The sequence below is a fragment of the Chryseobacterium gwangjuense genome (genome assembly GCF_021311115.1).
Taxonomy (GTDB): domain Bacteria; phylum Bacteroidota; class Bacteroidia; order Flavobacteriales; family Weeksellaceae; genus Chryseobacterium; species Chryseobacterium gwangjuense.
Genome location: NZ_JAJTNP010000007.1, coordinates 226,907 through 246,579 on the forward strand (window position 1 = coordinate 226,907; position 19,673 = coordinate 246,579).

Below are 19,673 nucleotides of genomic sequence, written 5' to 3' on the forward strand. Positions count from 1 at the left end.
ATAATTAAGAATACCTTTAAGTGAATTAAATCATTTAAGGAACTAACCTAATAACTCTGTACCCCGTATTTACGTAAGCACCGTTTGCTTTTGATTTTACAAACTCAAATTTAGTTGCCAACTGAGTCTGTACTTTATTCATTTGTTTGAAAATCTCTCCTTTTCTGTTTTCTCTTGTTAGCATATCATTCACTACATCGAAGCCAATAATCGCATACTTTGGAGGTGTTTTACAATATTTGTTTTTATATGCCGCTAAAATTTCTTTTTCGAAGCCACCATCTGCATTGATTTTTCTATCCATCAGATAAACTAAGTTTGCCTGACTAAGCTCATCTATTTTTTTCTCAAAAACAGGAACATAATACATACTGAATGCTTTTACTCCCTGAACGTCTTTGGAAAGTGAAATCACTTTACTAGCAAACGCTTCTCCCACGTCATTACTGTCATTGGCCAAAATAGCAATCACAGGAGCAGATTGTCCTGTCATCATATTCTGATCTAACTGAATTTCAGAAGCGGAATTAACGATAACTACATTAGATTTTTTCAGTACTTTTTCTAATCCGCTCTTAATATAATTTGCATTCGTTTTTTTACTGTCTGCAACAATATAGATTTTTTGGTCAGAATAAGTAGCTCTTACTTCGTCTACGATTTTATCAGCATAGGTCTGATCGTTCGTTTCTACAATAATCAGATTGCTGTAGTTGTATAATTCCGGAGAGTTTGCAAAAGGAGCAACAATAGGAATTTTTTGATTTTTTGTAAAGTCTAAAACATCAACCACATTCGACTTGAAGAACGGACCGATAATTAAATCTGTGTTTTCAGTATTAATTTGTGTCAAAGAATTTTTAAATGTCCCTTCGTTTCCTGAATCCACAATCTTTATTTCCAGCTTCTGTCCGTTTCTTGCATTTCTTTCAATTGCTAATTTCGCTCCTGTCAGAAAATCCATCGCCATTGTTCTGTACTGTGTTTCATTCGTACTGTATCCAAAAGGAAGCATCAAAACAACACTTAATGCATCACCATTTTTCTTGATATAAGCTGGATCGAGTTTTTTAATCTTCAACACCATTCCTGTTTTTAAACCGTGAGATAAATCCGGATTGAGAGCAATTAATTCATCAATGGAAATTCCAAATTTATTTACAATAGAAAAAACGGTGTCTCCCTGCTGAACAGTATAAGTAACAAAGTCATCCCCTGCAACAGCTTCAGAAGTCGCTATTGTTTTTTCGCTTCCCGAATCCATTTTTTCTTTTGAGTTAACAGGTTCTGAAATGACAGTCGTATTTGATTTTTTTACAATAATTTTTTCTCCCGGTTTCAATCCTTTTTCTTCCAATCCCGGATTTAAAGCAAATAATTCTTTTTGGGTAATATTGAATTGTTTTGAAACTCTGTAATAATTATCTTTTGCCTGTATAATATATTCTCCGTCTGCAGCTGCTGTTGTTACCGCTACCTCTGTAGATTTCTCAACAGGTTTTGGAGCTATCGTCGCAACTTGTTGCTGATTTCCTCCATATTTTTTAATACTTTCAAGAGGCAGAATGATTTCGTCCCCAATCTTCATGTGAGACTCAAGATCTGGATTGAGTTTTCTAAGATCTGTTTCGGAAATATGATATTGTTTTGTAATTCCGTAAATGGTCTGCTTAGGCTGTAATATGATTTTTCCTTGCTGAGTAGAAGCAGTTGTTTTTGGTTTTTCGACCACAGCAGTTTTAGCAACTGAGGTATTTGACTTTACCGTTAAAACATCACCAATTGCTAATTTCGCTTCTTTAAATTTAGGATTCAGTTTAAGTAATTCATCAACAGTTATCCCGTATTTTTTAGCAATATTATAAGGTGTATCACCTTTTACAACGGTGTGCGATTTTTGAGCAGATACTCCCAAAACCATACATAAACTGGACAAAATAAAAAACCTCTTTATCATAATAGATCGTTATTATTTACAAAAATACTTCTTTAAAATTAAATGGCAACAATAATCAATTTGGATTCCTGAACCACCATTTCTTCTAAACAAGTTTCAAGCCACGAATATCCAAAGTCAGCAAAAAATACACTAAAGTTGTATACTCTTTCCTGCCAGTTTTTGGAAGGATGTACATCCAGAAATAGATTTTCCAGTCTTTCCAGTAATTCGTTTTGCTTTATTTTTTCTGCATGAAGAAGGCGTTTTTTCATTCTGTTGAAGGATTTCAACTGCCTCACTTCTTCTGCTTTCACCATATTTCCAAAAGATTTTTCTGTAGTTTCTGCAACAGCTTTTAATTCAGAAAAATTAGTAACCAATAGGTTTTCTTTTTCATCCAAGAGTTTCAGAATACTATTATCTGCAATTATTTTATGATTGATAATCGTGGTGAAGTTTTCAAAAAAATCTTCAATTTTAAGATCCAACTTTTGAATTTTCCCCAATGTTTTTTCTTTTAAAAACAACATAGAGTTTCTCGGGATCAAAATAGGGAAAGGGATGTTTATTTTGGCAAAATAATCTTTCAGTTCCAACCAATACATGATTTCAGCATTTCCTCCGATGTATGCTAAGTTGGGCAAAACACATTCCTGATAAACCGGGCGCATCAATGCATTCGGACTAAATTTTTCAGGAGAATTTTCCAACTCACTTAGAATTTCTTCTTCTGTAAATGATTTGTTTTTATCTACAATATTATATTTCTGACCGTCAAAATCAATCCTGTCTCTGGTTTCCGAAAGATAAAACAAATTAATTTCACGAGGATTTACCTGTACTTTTCCGTATTTCCCAGTCAGAAAATCAACTTTTTCTTTTGACGTTTTGTGTAAGCCAAAATTAAGAAGCTCATCTTTAAAAATTTCCTTAACCTGAGTTTTAAGTTCTTTTGAATCTCCATCTACAATCAACAATCCGAATTCTGAAAACAATCGGTTGACCAAAATTTTGATCGCATCGGTTAAGGTATTTCCTACTTTATAGGATTCTTTTAACATTAAAATCAGCTCCGTTCCGAAAATAGAATCTTTAAATTCTTTTTCAAATTCTAAAATGAAAGAAGTATCATTAATATGAATTCTCCCTACCGCACCACCGGATTTTTCATTGATTTCATAATAATCAGCTTCTGTTTTAAAATGGTTAATCTCCGCAAAATCGTGATCTTCCGAAGCCATCCAATACACCGGAACAAAATTAAAATCCGGAAAATTTTCTTTTAAATAGGCACAGGTTTTTACGGTCTGTAAAATTTTATAGACAAAAAAAGCAGGACCAGAGAACAGGTTCAACTGATGACCGGTTGTAATAGTAAATGTATTCGGAAGTTTTAAACTTTCTACATTCTCTTTTTGCTTTGAAGAAAGCTTAAGATCTGCAAGCTGTTGTTCCAGTACATTAACTAAGTTTTTTCTTTTTTCTAATGAAAATGATGAATTCTTAAGATGAATCTGTTGACGAAAATTCTCAATAGAAAATGTTTTATTTTCAAAACCCTCAATATTCTGATTCAAAAAATCTTTTACTAATTGAGGAATACTTTGTATATCTTGAAATGATATTTTATTAATAGTTTTCAACTTTGGTGTAAATTTTAGTTGAACAAATACCATACGATTCCAATATTCAATCTAAAATCATAGGTTGGATAATGTGTAAACGCATAAGCTTTATTATGTGACAGAAGAGTCCCAACTTGCTGCCCTTCTATAAAAAAGAACATTTTTTTCACTTTCATATTAAAGTAAACGTCAATCATAGGCTGCCCTCCAATCGAAAATGCGTTGGCTGTCGGTAAAATATATTCGTTAAGTATTGGGAAGTATTCTCTTGAAGCAAATTCAGAGAAATAATAGGCTTTAATTCCCATCTGAACTTCAGCTGCTTTATTGAACGCTTTTGCCTGATAAAATAAATTCGCTCGCCCAATAAAACTTGGCATTGGCAACAGTTCTTTATTCGTAAGTGTATTTTGGAACTGCAATCTTGTATTTAAATGGAATTTACCATAGCTAAAGGTAGCATCACCTCCGATTTGAGAAATATTCAGAGAGCTATCGCTTTGTCTGGGTTTTGCGGTATTGTCAAAGTAGGTATAATTATCAATTCTAAAATAATTGACAAATAATTCTGTTTTGAACCATTTTAAATTAATATTTCCTCCAATCTCTGTCACCGTTTGATTTTTAGCATCCTGAAGGTAGTAATTAAACTTTTTATAGACAGAAGTATTCAACAGATAATTGAAAGACGGATACACACTTTGGAAATTTACTTTTGCATTGACAAAGTAATCTTTTACCGGTTCAAATTTTAAATTATTCGTTGTTTTAAGATACGTTCCAAACTGGCTTCCATTGGAAAACTCCAAAAATGAATTCAATTGAATTTTATCTAATAATTTAACTTGTAAATTCCCTACTGCTCCAATTCTGTTTTCTTTAAGCTCAGTTGGAATTACTAAGTCTTCCAATGAGATGTCCGAAGTTCCAAATTTCAACATTTGATAGCGAACTCCCGCATCAAGTTTAAACTTTTCGTTATCAAAAACCAAACTGAATGTGTTGCTGAAATTATCCGAATATTTTTTTGAAACATATTGTGCTCCAGTGATGGTCTCTGCAGGAAGGCTATACCAGTAAGACTCTAAAGCAGTCTGTCCGTAATAATATTTATTTCCCTGATGAGAAATTGTATGTCTTATTTTAAACGGAAATTTCTCAGAATTAAATGGAGTTAACTGATGGGTCAAATAATATCTTCTATAAGAAAACTGAGAGCTCGAAGTTGCTAAATTAACCTGAACATTCTGCCTATTGCTGGAGTTACTATCTCCATTTTGAAATACACTGTCAATAGCAATTCCTCCGTTTTCCTGATTATTTACATTCTGGTGCAAGTAATGGGCAAATAATTCATAGTTTCCTTTTTTAGACACATAATGTCCTGAAAACAAAGTATTATTGTTCGCTGCTAATGAATTTCTGTAAAGTCCTTGGGAACGAAGCCCCATATATTCTAATGCAAAATTAAATCGCTTCCCAATATTTTGGGTATATGTAGATTTCAGAGCTGCACCGTTTTTCATTGCGTTATGATAAACAAATGTTGCAGTCGGAGTTTTTACATCATAGTAATGAATATCCTCAACACCTAAAATACCATACGATTTGTTTGTTGGAAGCAGCGCAAGATTTTGTTCAGCATTTACTTCATAAGACAATGGATTGAATCCGGAACCTATATTCGCAAGCTGAGCTTTTCCAAAATTATCTCTATTATTGTATTGTGAAAAAACATTCGTTTTATCAAACGTCATCACCGTATCAAAAGTCTTCTTTTCAGCATACTGTTTTTGATACAAATAATCATTAATGGTAGGTTTAAAGATTTTCAAAGAATCTTTTTTCCCGGAATCAACAATTAAAGTGTCTCCTTCTTTTTGGGGAGCTTGATTTTTATCTTTATTATTTACTATTTGAGCTTGAGTTGTAAGACCCAGAAAGAGTATGATAAGAAATATGTATTTCATTATATAATTTTGAGTTACAAAAATACATATGTTTTTTTTAATAATTAATGCTGATTAATAAACTCAACCAGCTTTATTAAGTCAGCTTCTTTATTAAAATTAATTTTATTTGTTTTCGCAAAGTTTTCCAATTCTTTTTTATCTACTGAGAAGAATTCTGAGGCCTCTCCAATATTTTTAGGAAATTTGAATAATGTATTATTTTTTGAAACTAAATATAGATCCTTTTCTTTAGCGTAATAATCATTAGCATCTTTAGAATAAGCATTGGGACTTTTCTCTCCTCTCAATAATTCTACTTTTTCTCTTTTAAAAAAGGAATATTTTGGACTATCTACCAGAACAACTAAATACCCTAATTTAAATTTGCCATCATAATTATAGTTAAAACATTTGTATGTCTTATTTAATGTAGGAAATTGTATTTTAAGATTATTTTCCTTGTTTGCATAAAACAATTCATCCCCATTTTTAAATTCCATTTCATCTTCATACGCATTGTATCGAAGATCCTGAACATTTTTACTATAATCTTTTATAATCACTTTATTGAACTGATCTCCATTGCTATACGGATTACCATCAACAGTGTATTCTTTTGTAGAAGGTCTATTAGCTTTCATAAAAAAATTCCCTGTAGAATAAGAGATATTTTCGTTACCGACTTGAGCATTCGTCAGTAAAGACATAAAACCAAATAAAGCTAAAATTATTTTTTTCATAAAGAATATTTTAAACAAATGTAAAAATAAAAAGCCACTTCTAAAAGAAGTGGCTTTAGTTTATATAAACTAATTATTAATTATCATATCCTGGATTAGACACAATCGGTGAGTTCGCTAAATCAGTTTCTCCCCTTGGAATTGGGAAGGCATTTAGCCTCTGATCTGTACTAGCACCTGCAGGTCTTGGAACCGCATCTCCCCATCTTCTTAAATCCCACTGTCTTAAACCTTCACCTAAAAGCTCCCTTCTTCTCTCATCCTTAAGCATTTGCATATCTACTGATGCAACAGCTGTTAATCCTCTATTTGTTATAATTTCATTATAATAATCACGAGCTTTTGTTGCGCTACCACCATTTAACTCAGCTTCAACACCATTCAACAAAATTTCTTCATAACGTAGCATTCTAATATTATCCGCACCAACTGTATTGGTATATTTTCCAGTACCGTTATTATTCGATATATATCTTACACCTCCTGAAGTTGTGATTAGGTTTTTTCTAATATCACTTGCTGTATACGAATTGAAGGCTGCTGGAGAAACAGCAATATTAGCATATCCTAGTGGATTAAGTCTCTGTCTGTAAGAACCTGTTGATAATGATGCATTAGTCCCAACTGCCAACTCAAATATAGAGTTAGGTGCCGCTCCATTCATTACAAAATTAAATGTAGTTTGTAAAAGCGCTGCACTTGCTACAGTATATTTACCATATAATTCTGTTGTTAATGAACGTACTTTAGCATAATCACCCTTATATAGGTAATATCTCGACATCATACCTTTTAATGCATTTACCGAAAGTTCTGTTTTATTACTTTCCGAGCTATAGTTTGCAGCATCAGTAGCTGTCATTACTTGTAATGCCTTTGTAAAATCTGCATCGATTTGCGCTTCTGTTTGTGCTATTGTTGCTCTTGGCATTAAAGCTTTCGGATCAAATTTTAAAGGTAAGACAATTCCCAATGTTCCACTTGGAATATATTTTTGACCATATAATCTGTAAGCATCAAAAAAAGCTATTGCTCTTAATCCATAAGCCTGACCTTGAGCAAACTTTGCATAAGCTTTATCTTGAGAAGTCCCTTGAATCCCTGCTAAGTCTGTATTGATAACAGTGTTTGCTTTTGCAACTGCAGTATAAATCTGATTATAAGTCGTTACAGTATATGGATCATTGGACAACATTGTGTAATTATACACATTTTGATAATAACCACCTGCTAATGTACTATACATTTCGTCAGATCTTACTTCTGAGAAAGCTAAAAAATCAGCTCCATAATATGAGGTAGCTCTCATTGAGGAATATACACCTCTAACAAAAGCCTGCATTTCTTGAGTAGTTTGTAATGGCGCTTGTTCAACATCCTGATAAAACTCTCTCTCCACAAAGTCATCAGAGCATGCAATAGTACTTGTAGCAACCCCTAATGACAGTAATCCTATTTTTATAAATTTATTCATTTTTTTCTTTTTTAAAAGTTAATGTTAACACCAAATAGATAAGTCTTCAATACTGGTAAACTTAAGTTAGTATTCCCTGAAATGTTCGTTTCGGGATCAAATTTAAGTCTATCATCAAACATATGAGTCCAAGCGTTGTTTGCCATAACATATACTTTTACACTATTCAAACCTGATCCTTTCAGAATATCTCCTGCAAATGTGTAACCAAAACTTGCATTACTTAATCTAATGAAATCAGCATCATATAAAAATCTAGTAGAAGCTCTATTTGAAAGTTTATTTCCTCCATATACTGGTTTTGGATTCGAAGCATTAGGGTTTTCCGGAGTCCAATAATCACCCATAACATCTCCATAACCAGGATAGTTAATACTGTATTGACCATCACTGAATGTATACTGAGACCAGTTGTCAAAAATTTTCCCACCGAATCCGTAAGTAAACTGAAGATCTAAATTAAAGCCTTTGTATGCTAAACTTGTATTAAAGCCTCCAAAAACATCACTAAGGAAAGATCCCTGAACAGCTTGCTGAGCTTTATTATAGTCATTAGTAGTTTCACCATCAACTCCATTCAAATACCATAATGGATCTCCATTTTTAGGATCAACGCCAGCCCATTTTCTTAAGTAAAATGTACGTACACCTTCTCCTACTCTTAATGTTGTTGTTGATGTATTTACAGTTCCACCATATAACTCTGTAACTTCATTCTTTAAAGTTGATAAATTCGCACCAACTGACCAGTTGAATTGATCTCTACCACCTTTAAAAATATCTGCATTCACAGCAAATTCGAAACCTTTGTTTACTAAACTACCAATATTATCCACATAAGATGTTAATCCTTGAGCACCAGATAATGGAAGATTATAAATCAAATCCTTCGTTTTCTTGTTATAATATTCAGCTGTTACTCTTACTCTATCTCTAAAGAACCCTAAATCTAATCCAATATTTAGAGGATTAACAGTTTCCCAAGATAGGTTAGGATTTAACATTCCAGAATATGTAGCTGCTGCAAAATCATTATAGTTTGTTGTGTATGAATAAAGAGCAAATGGATTAGCAGTTACCTGATTTCCTAATTTACCATAAGAAGCTCTAAATTTAACCATAGAAATAGCATCAATATCTTTTACAAAATTAATTCTAGCTAAATCTACTCCTAATCCTAAAGACCAGAAATTACCTGCTTTTTTGCCTGGTAAAAATTGAGACAATACATCTCGTCTATAAGATCCGTCAACTAAAATTAATTTATCATAATCATAGTGACCAGTAACTGCGTACCCATATCTTGAAGATATAAGTTTGCTTCCTTCATATCCATAAGGAACAACAAAGTTTGAAAGAGTTTCAAGTGTTGGGTTTCCTACAGTAATTCCTGTTGCACTTAAGAATTTTCTATCTGACTTATAAGCTTCTTGAATAAATGAAGCCCCTAAGTTGTGCATTCCGAATTTAACTGAATAATCTAAAATATTCTGTATGTTGAAATTGAAATATCTATTATTAGATGTTCTTTGGTACCCTCCGTAGTTATTACCATCACCATGTACTGGATTCCAATACGTATCTTCTTCTACATTTATATATTCAGGTGAAAAAACAAATCTGTAAGTTAAGTTTTTTAGGATTTTATACTCCGCACTTAAATTAGCAAAAGCCCTTAAAGTTCCTGCCTGTACATAATTGTTTTCAAGCAAGTATCCTGGATTGAACTGTCCATTGCTCAGTCTTTTTGTCGAAGGAATCCAATACCAAGATCCATCGTTATTATATGCAGGATCACTTGGTCTATTAAAATACTGAGCTAGCATTGGGTTTGAAAATGCTCCTCCATCAGTTAATGTTCTTGTTTTACCATGTGAAATCTGGAAATCTGAACTTATTTTCAATTTGTCAGTTGCCTGATATGTTAACTTTGTAGTATAAGACAATCTTTTGAAAAAAGAATTCTTAATGATACTGTTTTGGTCAAACATATTTGCAGATGCATAATATGTAAATTTATCATTACCTCCAGACATGCTAAAATCAGCATTTTGTTGATAACCATCTTTTCTTACAATATCCTGCCAATCTGTACTATACGGAGAATTAAATATACCAGTAAATGTTGAATTTACAGCACCTCCAGCTATTTGTTCATTTGTATAGTTTGTTCCAAGATAATTATTTACTTGCGTTCTTAAATAAGTCTTGTACTCATCAGTAGTATATCCTCTATACCCATCTACTGCCTGCTGATTGAAACCAGAATTAAAAGAGAAATTAAATTTAGCTTTACCTTTTTTACCTGATTTTGTAGTAATTACTATAACCCCAGCACCTGCATCTGCACCATAAACAGCCGTAGAAACAGCATCTTTTAATACGGTAATACTCTCAACATCATCTGGATTTAAGTTAGCCAAAATATTGGCTGTTGTACTAGCTGTAGTTAAGTCTCCATTAGCAATTCTAACTCCATCTAAAATATAAATTGGAGAAGTCACACCATTAATTGAAGAAATTCCACGAACCCTTACATTAGCAAATCCCCCTGGTTGACCAGATGCACTTCCTGTTTGTACACCCGTCACTCTTCCCTGTAGCATTTTATCTACTGAAGCAACTGGTACGTCTTCAATAGATTTTGCTGTCATTGTACTTGTTGCCCCTGTGATTTCTTTTACAGTTTTTTTCTGCCCAAATCCCACCATTACAACTTCCTCAATCTGCTGCTCTTTCGTAGCAGTATCTTTCTTTGCTTTCTGAGCAATCACAGCCTGTCCTGTAAAAAACAAAACTCCAGCCGTTAATACACGTAATTTAACATTCATATTAACAAATTTTAATATTTAAGAAACGCAAATATGTTAATAAATATTAACATATCCAATTTTTTAACTTATATAAAAAATACTAGAACTTACTTTTAATATTATATATAATTATGCTAAAAACAACATATTAGAAAATAAATTTTAATTTTAAAGTTGTTTATAAAAAATCTCACATATAAATTATGTTTAACATTTTTTTGATAGCAAGACAATATTTGTTTAGAATTATTATAAATTAGACAAAAAAAATAAAAAAGCCACTTTATAATAAAGTGGCTTTAATTTTTATATCAAAAAAGTAGAGTTATTTCAGTTTCTTCTTCACTGCTACCTCTTCATACACCTCAAGAATATCACCTTGCTCGATATCATTATATCCTTTCAGGTTCAATCCACATTCATAGCCTTTGGTAACTTCTTTTACGTCATCTTTGAAACGTTTCAAACTTTCCAGTTCTCCGTCGAATTTCACGATACCATCTCTTAACAAACGTACTTTAGAATTTCTGGTAACTTTTCCTGTAAGAACCATACATCCTGCGATAGTTCCCACTTTAGAAATTTTGAATACCTCACGGATTTCAACATTACCAATTACTTGCTCCTGAATTTCCGGAGAAAGCATTCCTTCCATCGCCTCTTTTACCTCATCGATAGCTTTATAGATAACAGAATAAGTTCTGATTTCAATCTCTTCACGATCTGCAAGATCTTTTGCGTTTGCACCCGCTCTTACGTTAAATCCGATAATAATCGCATCCGATGCAGCAGCTAGGTTGATATCTGATTCTGTAATCTGTCCAACACCAGAGTGAAGAATGTTCACACTGATTTCTTCTGTTGAAAGTCTCTGTAACTGATCAGAAAGTGCTTCTACAGAACCATCCACATCACCTTTAAGGATAATATTCAATTCTTTGAATTCACCTAAAGCAATACGTCTACCTAATTCTTCAAGCGTAGTATGTTTTTTAGTTCTGATCGAAAGTTCTCTCTGAAGCTGCTCTCTCTTATTTGCGATAGCTTTACCTTCACTTTCATCAGCATAAACACGGAATTTATCACCTGCTGTAGGCGCTCCGTCTAAACCTAAAATCGTTGCCGGAATAGAAGGCCCTGCTTCTGTAAGATTCTTCCCTCTTTCATCAAGTAATGCTTTTACTTTACCGTGATTTTTTCCTGCTACAACATAATCACCAACTCTCAATGTACCTGTTTGCACCAACATCGTTGCAACATATCCTCTACCTTTATCTAAAGAAGCTTCAATGACAACTCCGTTTGCAGCACGCTCAGGATTTGCTTTTAGTTCAAGCATTTCAGCCTGTAATAAAACTTTTTCCAATAACACGTCTACATTATTACCAAACTTAGCTGAAATTTCCTGAGCCTGAACATTTCCTCCCCATTCTTCTACCAAGATATTCATTCCCGAAAGTTGCTGACGGATATTATCCGGATTTGCATTCGGCTTATCCACTTTGTTGATAGCAATAATCATCGGAACTCCCGCAGCTTGTGCGTGAGAAATAGCTTCTTTTGTTTGAGGCATCACGTCATCATCGGCAGCAATTACGATAATTGCGATATCGGTAACCTGTGCTCCTCTCGCTCTCATGGCGGTAAAGGCTTCGTGACCTGGTGTATCTAAGAATGTAATTCTTTGACCGTTCTCCAATTTCACATTATATGCACCGATATGCTGAGTAATTCCTCCGGATTCACCTGCAATAACGTTAGTTTTTCTTACGTAATCCAGCAATGAAGTTTTACCGTGGTCAACGTGTCCCATTACCGTCACAATTGGTGCTCTAGGCAATAAGCTTTCTTCAGTATCAATATCTTCTTCAGAATCTGTATCTTCAAGATCCGCATCTGAGAATTCAATTTTGTATCCAAATTCGTCTGCAACCAACAATAAAGTATCAGCTTCAAGTCTCTGGTTCATTGTAACCATAACACCTAAAGAGAAACAAGCAGAAATCACTTCCGTTGGAGAAACATTCATTAAGCTTGCCAATTCACCAACAGTGATGAATTCAGTAACCTTTAATGTTCTGTCCTGCGCATCAAGCTCTTGCTGACGCTCATCTTGTTCTCTACGGAAATTTCTCTTATCTTTTCTGTGTTTAGCAGATTTAGACTTTCCTCCTTTATTCGTTAATTTTTCAAGGGTTTCCTTGATTTGGTTTTTAACTTGCTCGTCGGTTAATTCAACAGGCATAGTTCTTTGCCCAGGTCTGTTGTTTTGTCCTCCTCTGTTGAAACCTCCTCTGTTTCCACCTTGCCCTCCTTGACCTGGCGGACGGTTTCCTTGATTATTGTTTCCAAAACGGTTTCCACCTTGACCTCCCTGACCTTGTGGACGATTTCCCTGACCACCTTGCCCTTGAGGACGGTTTCCTTGACCACCTTGTCCTTGAGGACGGTTTCCTTGACCTCCTCCTTGGTTGTTATTTCCGCCTTGTTGATTGTTACCTCCCTGTTGGTTATTATTTCCTCCAGGTTTTTCAATCCTTTTTCTTTTCTTTTTAGCTCCAGGACCTGTTTTTGGTGCAAATTGAGTCAAGTCAATTTTTTCACCAACAATTTTAGGACCATCTAGTTTTTGATAGACCGTTTCAATTTTTTGAGGTTCTTGGTTTTGGCTTTCTTCCTCAGATTTTTTCGGTTCTTCTTTCACCTCTGCAACTTTTTGTGGAGCCTCTTTTACAACAGGCTTTGGAATTTCTTTTACCGGTGCTGCTGGTTTTTCCTCAACAGGCTTTTCCTCTGCTTTTTTCTCCTCCACTTTTGGTTTATCTTTTTTTACAGGTCTATTTCTAGATTCAATTTGTGATAAATCAATTTTATCTAAAACTTTGAATTCTTGTTTTTCAGCAGGAGCAGCTTTCACTTCTACTTCCTCTTCACGTACAACAACCTCTTCTTTCTTTTCTTCCACTGCTGCCACAGGAACAACAGGAGCCTCTTCCACTTCAGGCTTACTAGATTCTAGATCTATTTTACCTAAAATTTTAGTTTCTGGTTTATTAGCTTTAGCTCTTATTACTTCAGGGGTTTTCTTCTCTTCAATTTCCAGCTTTTCTTCCGGAACTTTTGTGATTACCACCTCATGGGAAGCCTTACGTTGTTCACCGTCTTTGGCAAACTCAGCCTCCAATGCAGAATATGCCGCTTCTTCCAATTGAGCGTTAGGATTGCTTTCAACTTCAATACCCTTTGATTGTAAAAACTCTACTAATCTGGACATCGAAATGTTGAATTCCTTAACCGCTTTATTTAATCTAATTTTTGGCATTTATTATTTTTACTGTTTTTTAATTCTTAAAATTAAAGTATTTCTTATTTTACTGTTTATTAAAATTTATTTACAAAATCTTAATCTTCAAATTCTTCTCTAAGAACACGCTTCACATCTTCAATCGTTTCCTCTTCAAGATCTACCATATTCAGAAGACTTTCAGTATCTTTATCCAACACCGATTTAGCAGTTGTAAGACCTACTTTCTTAAACTCATCCAAAATCCATTGTTCGATGTCGTCATTAAATTCTCTCAATTCAACATCATCATCTTCACTAGACTCTCTGTATACATCGATTTCATATCCGGACAACCAAGAAGCCAGTCTGATATTCTGTCCTTGTTTTCCAATCACTTTAGAAATCTCTTCAACAGGAGTGTAAACCAACGCGTAGTTCGCATTCTCATTGATGTCAATTTTATTGATGGTAACATTTCCTAAAGCTCTTTTTACCAAAATCTCAGGGTTTTTAGACCACTGAATCACATCGATGTTCTCATTTTTCAACTCTCTTACAACTCCGTGAATTCTTGATCCCTTCACACCCACACATGCTCCTACCGGATCTATTCTGTCGTCATAAGCATCTACTGCAATTTTCGCCTTTTCACCAGGAATTCTCACTACCTTTTTCAGCATAATCGTTCCGTCCTGGATTTCAGGGATTTCCAGCTCCAATAATTTCTCTAGGAATTTTGGTGCAGTTCTGGAAATAATAATTTGCGGCTTTGAACCTTTAAAATCTACTGTTTCTACAATAGCTCTGATGTTTTCACCTTTTTTAAAGAAATCTGAAGGGATTTGGTTTTCTTTAGGAAGGATAAATTCGTTTCCTTCATCATCCAAAAGAATTACATGTTTGTGACGGATATGGTGAATTTCTCCTACCACAATCTCTCCGATCTTATCTCTAAACTGCTCGTAAAGCATTGCATTGTTATGCTCCTGAAGTTTCGTAGCCAAAATCTGCTTCAGGGTAAGAATATTTCTTCTTCCCAATTGAGCTACAGGAATCTCCATTGTAAAATCTTCTCCTACTTCAAAGGTTGGATCGATTTTCTTTGCTTCAGAGATTTCGATTTCAAGATCATCATCTTCAGACATTTCATCTTCAACGATTGTTTTATTTAAAAATATCTGAAAATCTCCTTTATCAGGGTTTACAATTACATCAAAATGATCATCAGAATCATATCTTTTTCTCAAAAGAGTCTTAAGAGAATCTTCAATAATTGCCATCAGATCGATCTTACTGATCCCTTTTTCGTCTTTAAAATCACCAAAGGATTCAATCAACGCTATATTATCCATTTATCTTTTTTTCTTATTTAAAATTTAATTACTACTAAAGCTTTCTTAATCTCAGAGTAAGGAATTTCCTTTTCCTCCTCTACATCTACTTTACCTTTACCAATATCTTTCGGTTTGCGGTAACGTAGGACCAAAGTAATTTTTTCTTCATCTACTTTTGCCAGTTCACCTTCAATTTTAGAAGAGTCATTCAATAAAATATCAATATCTCTTCCAATATTTTTTGCAAATTGTCGAGGTGTTACCAACGGCTCACTCAAACCCGCAGACATTACCTGCAAACTAAAATCATGTTCTTCACGATCCATATTAAACTCTATGGCGCGGCTTGCATCCAGACAATCCTGAAGAGAAACCCCATTATCACCATCCAAAATCACCGTAATATCGTCTCCTGCAGAAATTTTTAAATCTACCAAAAACAAATCCTTTCTGGTCTCAAGGAAATCATTTAATAATTCTTCAATTCTTTTTCTAAACTCCATAATTCTTATGATTTACTGTACGAAAAAAGGCTTTCCTTAGAAGCCTTCCCATTATTTTTTCCGTAAATCTTTTGCAAATATAAGACTTTTTTACTAAAAATACAAATTAGTCTAATAATCAGATCAATAAGCTTTATTACCTCTGAACAAAGGAGCAAATCGTAATTATCGGAAACCGTGAAAGTATTTTTACTATTTTTGTCATGAATTATTAAAAACATATACTTTGAATATTACAATAGTAGGAACAGGATATGTAGGCTTGGTAACAGGAACTACACTTGCAGAATTGGGAAATTCGGTTTACTGCGTTGATATTGATGAAAAGAAAGTTGAGGGAATGAAAAACGGCATCGTTCCTATCTACGAACCGAATCTCGAGGAAATGTTCCTTAGAAATATACAGGCAGAACGTTTATTTTTTACTACCAATTTAAAGGAAGCACTAGATAAAAGTGAAGTCATCTATCTTGCTTTGCCGACACCTCCTGGCGAAGACGGCTCTGCAGATCTTTCTTATGTATTGCAGGTTGCCAATTCTATTGGCGAAATGATGACCGAATACAAAGTCATTGTTAATAAAAGTACAGTACCGGTAGGAACAGCGGATAAAGTAAGAAATGTTATTGCAACAAAAACCAATCTTCCTTTTGATGTCGTTTCTAATCCTGAATTTTTGCGTGAAGGTTTTGCTGTTGAAGATTCAATGAATCCTGCGAGAGTTGTTGTAGGATCAAGTTCGGAAAAGGCAAAAGAGGTTATGGCAAAAATCTATCAGCCATTCACCAATACCGGGATTCCTATTATTTTCATGGATGAAAAGTCTTCTGAGCTTACAAAATATGCAGCCAATTCATTTTTAGCGGTAAAAATCACTTTCATGAATGAGATTGCTAATTACTGTGAGAAAGTAGGCGCTGATGTTGATAAGGTACGTCTTGGAATGGGGAGTGACGACAGAATCGGACACCGCTTTTTATTTCCAGGAATTGGGTATGGAGGAAGCTGTTTCCCGAAAGATGTAAAAGCTTTAATTAAATCCGGAAAAGAGGAGGAATTTAATTTTCAAATCCTTGAAGCCACAGAAAATGTCAACATTTCTCAGAAGGTAATTTTGGTTTCCGAGATCGAAAAATATTTCGGGGGAAATATTGAAGGGAAAACCATCGCTTTATGGGGACTTGCCTTCAAAGCTAATACAGATGATATTAGAGAAGCATCTTCACTAGACAATATTGAACTTTTACTTAAAAAAGGAGCAAAAATTGTTGCTTATGATTCCGTTGCCGAAAAAAATGTACAAAAAGTACTGGGCAACAAAATCGAATATGCAAAAACAATGTATGACGCACTTGAAAATGCAGATGCTTTATTTATTGCTACAGAATGGCCGGAATTTAAAAATCCGAACTTCAATCTGATGGGCGAAAAAATGAAAAACAAGGTTATTTTCGACGGAAGAAATATGTATCCATTGGAAATTCCTGAACAGCATGGTTTTTATTATAAAAGTATAGGAAGAAAAACGGTAAATACAAAACCGTAAAGATATATAAGGTGTTAATTCTTAAAATTATTTTACGAATCAACACCTTAAAACTAACAAAATATCAGCACAGATGAATTCTAAAATAGCAGTTCTTGTTCCCTGCTACAACGAAGCTTTAACCATTGAAAAAGTGGTTAAGGATTTTCAGCAGCATATTCCTGAGGCGGAAATTTTTGTTTACGATAATAATTCAAAAGATGAAACCGTAGAGATTGCCACCAAAACAGGCGCCTTTATCGGAAATGAAAAAAAACAGGGAAAAGCCAATGTTGTCTTCAGAATGTTTAGGGAAATCGATGCGGATCTTTACATCATGATCGACGGTGACGATACTTATCCTGTAGAATGCATTCGTGAAATGGTACAGCAGTTCACCGAAAACAAATGTGACATGCTTGTCGGAGACCGGCTTTCTAATAACAGCTATAAGAAAGAAAACAAAAGGGCATTCCATAATTTTGGCAACAATCTTGTGCGAAATCTCATCAATATTTTCTTTGGTTCAGAGCTTAAAGATATCCTTTCAGGCTACAGAATTTTTTCAAGAAAATTTGTTAAAAACTATGCGAGCTCCATTAAAGGATTTGAATTGGAAACCGATCTTTCCATTTATGCTTTGCATTACGGGCTTACCATAGAAGAATATTCCATCAATTACCGTGACAGACCGGAAGGCAGCGTTTCAAAGCTGAACACATTTACCGACGGATTTAAGGTGATCAAGCTTTTTTTCAATCTTGTAAGACTTTACAAACCTCTTTTATTTTTCGGAATGGTTTCTATCATTCTCTTCGTTATAGGCATTCTTTTTATGATCATCCCTATCAGAGAATATTTTGAATATCAATACGTATACAAAGTTCCGACATTAATTTTTTCGATCATGCTCATCATTGTCTCCATACTTTCCCTTGCAACTGGATTAATTTTGGATAACATCAGCATTATTGATAAAAAGAATTTCAAAGTACGATACAACAACACCAACTAGCATGAAAAAAGCATTCTGGTTTTCACTTTTTGCACTGCTTTTCTTTTTGAACACCCAGTTCAATACCTTTCATCTTATTCCTAAAGAAAAGTTTGAATATAGCAAAATTGAAGAATCAGAAACCCTTGTCATTGGGAAACTCATGAATTCCGAGCACGGAAAGATTATGGATGACGGTGGATTCACCGGAACCTATTATTTTAAAGACAGCGGAAACGGAAGATCTGTAGTCGGAAAGCAGGTTTACGAAAAGTACATTCACAACGAAGTTCCAAAGAAAACAGCTTATGATCCGTACAAAACACAAATTGGAGGTCAGGCAATTCTGTACAGTTTATTTGATAAAGCTTTCGGACTTGATAATGCAATCAATATTGAGTTTTTCAGAATCTTTAATTCTCTTTCATTAAGTATTTTATTAACACTGTTTCTTTATTGGATTAGTAAGAAATTTAATTTTACGGTTTCACTCATTACTTTTCTACTTCTCCTGCCTAATTATTGGCTATTTTTATATGGAAAAAGCAGTTGGTGGTGCAATTGGGTATACTTCCTTCCTTTTGTATATGGTCTTCTATTTTTTGAAAGGAATAAAAACCCAGATTTCAAGAAATACCTCCTCGTTTTTTCATTCTTGTTCTTCTTAAAATTTTGGTTTACCGGATTTGAATTTGTTACTGTTTTTTTAATCACGTCCTCAATTCCTTACCTCTACTATTTTTTTGAAAATAAAGTTTCATTTTACCGGAATTTCATTTGGAGACATTTCATTATTTTAATTGTTCCGTTACTTATTAACATTGGGTTTTTACTGTATCAGTTCAACCTTTTAACAGGAAATATCCAAACCGGAATTCATCATCTTCAAGATGCTTTTACCCGGAGATCAAGCAGTGACTATTTTTATGACCCAAGCCAACATTATTTAATCCTATTAAAAAAGTTTCATTTAGATATTATTACCCGATATTTAGGAAATTCCTTCATTAATGAAGATTTTACATTGACGAAAATACCGTTTGCAGCAATTATATTGTTAGGAATTGTATGCTCAATTTATTTATACATAAAAAACATTGACAGAAAACTGATTTTCACAACCTGGTTTTCCATTTTAGCGCCTTTCAGTTGGTTCATCTTGTTTCAACAGCATGCACATATTCATAAACATATAGATTTCTTTATTTGGTATTGTCCGTTTCTTATTTTAATAATACTTTTAATATCTTTGACGCTAAATTCCTTTTTGAAAACATTACAATGAAAAATATAATTATTACCGGTGGTGCCGGCTTTATCGGTTCTCATGTTGTGAGAGAATTTGTAAAAAACAATCCGGAAACTACCATCATCAATCTTGATGCTTTGACGTATGCCGGAAACCTTGAAAATCTGAAAGACATTGAGAATGAACCCAATTATGTTTTCGAAAAAGCAGACATTACAAAACCAGAAGAATTAAGAGCA

13 protein-coding genes are annotated in these 19,673 nt (G+C 33.9%); 4 read left to right on the forward strand and 9 right to left on the reverse strand.

Annotated elements, in window-relative coordinates:
• Positions 1–34: 34 nt before the first annotated feature.
• From LV842_RS15230 to rimP, 9 genes are all read right to left on the reverse strand, one after another.
• A complete protein-coding gene (locus LV842_RS15230) occupies positions 35–1,957 on the reverse strand; it encodes a LysM peptidoglycan-binding domain-containing protein (RefSeq protein ID WP_233112286.1) in 1,923 nt (640 codons plus the stop codon).
• A 38-nt stretch (positions 1,958–1,995) separates the two neighbouring features.
• Complete coding sequence (gene bshC / locus LV842_RS15235; protein ID WP_233112287.1) at positions 1,996–3,582, reverse strand: bacillithiol biosynthesis cysteine-adding enzyme BshC; 1,587 nt, start codon at positions 3,580–3,582, stop codon at positions 1,996–1,998.
• A 14-nt stretch (positions 3,583–3,596) separates the two neighbouring features.
• Positions 3,597–5,534 carry a putative porin gene (locus LV842_RS15240; RefSeq protein ID WP_233112288.1) on the reverse strand — a complete coding sequence of 646 codons (1,938 nt, stop codon included), beginning with the start codon at positions 5,532–5,534 and terminating at the stop codon, positions 3,597–3,599.
• A gap of 44 nt (positions 5,535–5,578) precedes the next feature.
• Positions 5,579–6,256 carry a hypothetical protein gene (locus LV842_RS15245; protein WP_233112289.1) on the reverse strand — a complete coding sequence of 226 codons (678 nt, stop codon included), beginning with the start codon at positions 6,254–6,256 and terminating at the stop codon, positions 5,579–5,581.
• A gap of 76 nt (positions 6,257–6,332) precedes the next feature.
• Positions 6,333–7,730: a RagB/SusD family nutrient uptake outer membrane protein gene (locus tag LV842_RS15250; RefSeq protein ID WP_233112290.1), complete on the reverse strand. Its 1,398-nt coding sequence runs from the start codon at positions 7,728–7,730 to the stop codon at positions 6,333–6,335.
• 11 nt (positions 7,731–7,741) lie between these two features.
• The gene (locus LV842_RS15255; protein WP_233112291.1) at positions 7,742–10,561 is read right to left on the reverse strand and encodes a SusC/RagA family TonB-linked outer membrane protein; all 2,820 of its coding nucleotides are present in this window, start codon (positions 10,559–10,561) and stop codon (positions 7,742–7,744) included.
• Between the two features lie 307 nt (positions 10,562–10,868).
• Positions 10,869–13,865 carry a translation initiation factor IF-2 gene (gene infB, locus LV842_RS15260; RefSeq protein WP_233112292.1) on the reverse strand — a complete coding sequence of 999 codons (2,997 nt, stop codon included), beginning with the start codon at positions 13,863–13,865 and terminating at the stop codon, positions 10,869–10,871.
• 80 nt (positions 13,866–13,945) lie between these two features.
• On the reverse strand, positions 13,946–15,181 hold the full coding sequence (nusA, locus tag LV842_RS15265) for a transcription termination factor NusA (protein ID WP_233112293.1): 1,236 nt from the start codon (positions 15,179–15,181) through the stop codon (positions 13,946–13,948).
• Between the two features lie 17 nt (positions 15,182–15,198).
• Positions 15,199–15,666 (reverse strand): ribosome assembly cofactor RimP, encoded by a 468-nt coding sequence (gene rimP / locus LV842_RS15270; RefSeq protein ID WP_233112294.1) that lies wholly within the window; start codon positions 15,664–15,666, stop codon positions 15,199–15,201.
• Positions 15,667–15,892: 226 nt separating this feature from the next.
• Here rimP and LV842_RS15275 point away from each other — a divergent pair, with 226 nt between their 5' ends.
• From LV842_RS15275 to LV842_RS15290, 4 genes are all read left to right on the forward strand, one after another.
• Positions 15,893–17,212 carry a UDP-glucose dehydrogenase family protein gene (locus tag LV842_RS15275; protein WP_233112295.1) on the forward strand — a complete coding sequence of 440 codons (1,320 nt, stop codon included), beginning with the start codon at positions 15,893–15,895 and terminating at the stop codon, positions 17,210–17,212.
• Positions 17,213–17,285: 73 nt separating this feature from the next.
• Complete coding sequence (locus LV842_RS15280) at positions 17,286–18,206, forward strand: glycosyltransferase family 2 protein (protein WP_233112296.1); 921 nt, start codon at positions 17,286–17,288, stop codon at positions 18,204–18,206.
• 1 nt (position 18,207) lies between these two features.
• Complete coding sequence (locus LV842_RS15285; RefSeq protein WP_233112297.1) at positions 18,208–19,470, forward strand: hypothetical protein; 1,263 nt, start codon at positions 18,208–18,210, stop codon at positions 19,468–19,470.
• A partial coding sequence (locus LV842_RS15290) for a GDP-mannose 4,6-dehydratase (protein WP_233112068.1) occupies positions 19,467–19,673 on the forward strand: 207 nt, incomplete at its 3' end. The genes LV842_RS15285 and LV842_RS15290, both read left to right, overlap by 4 nt.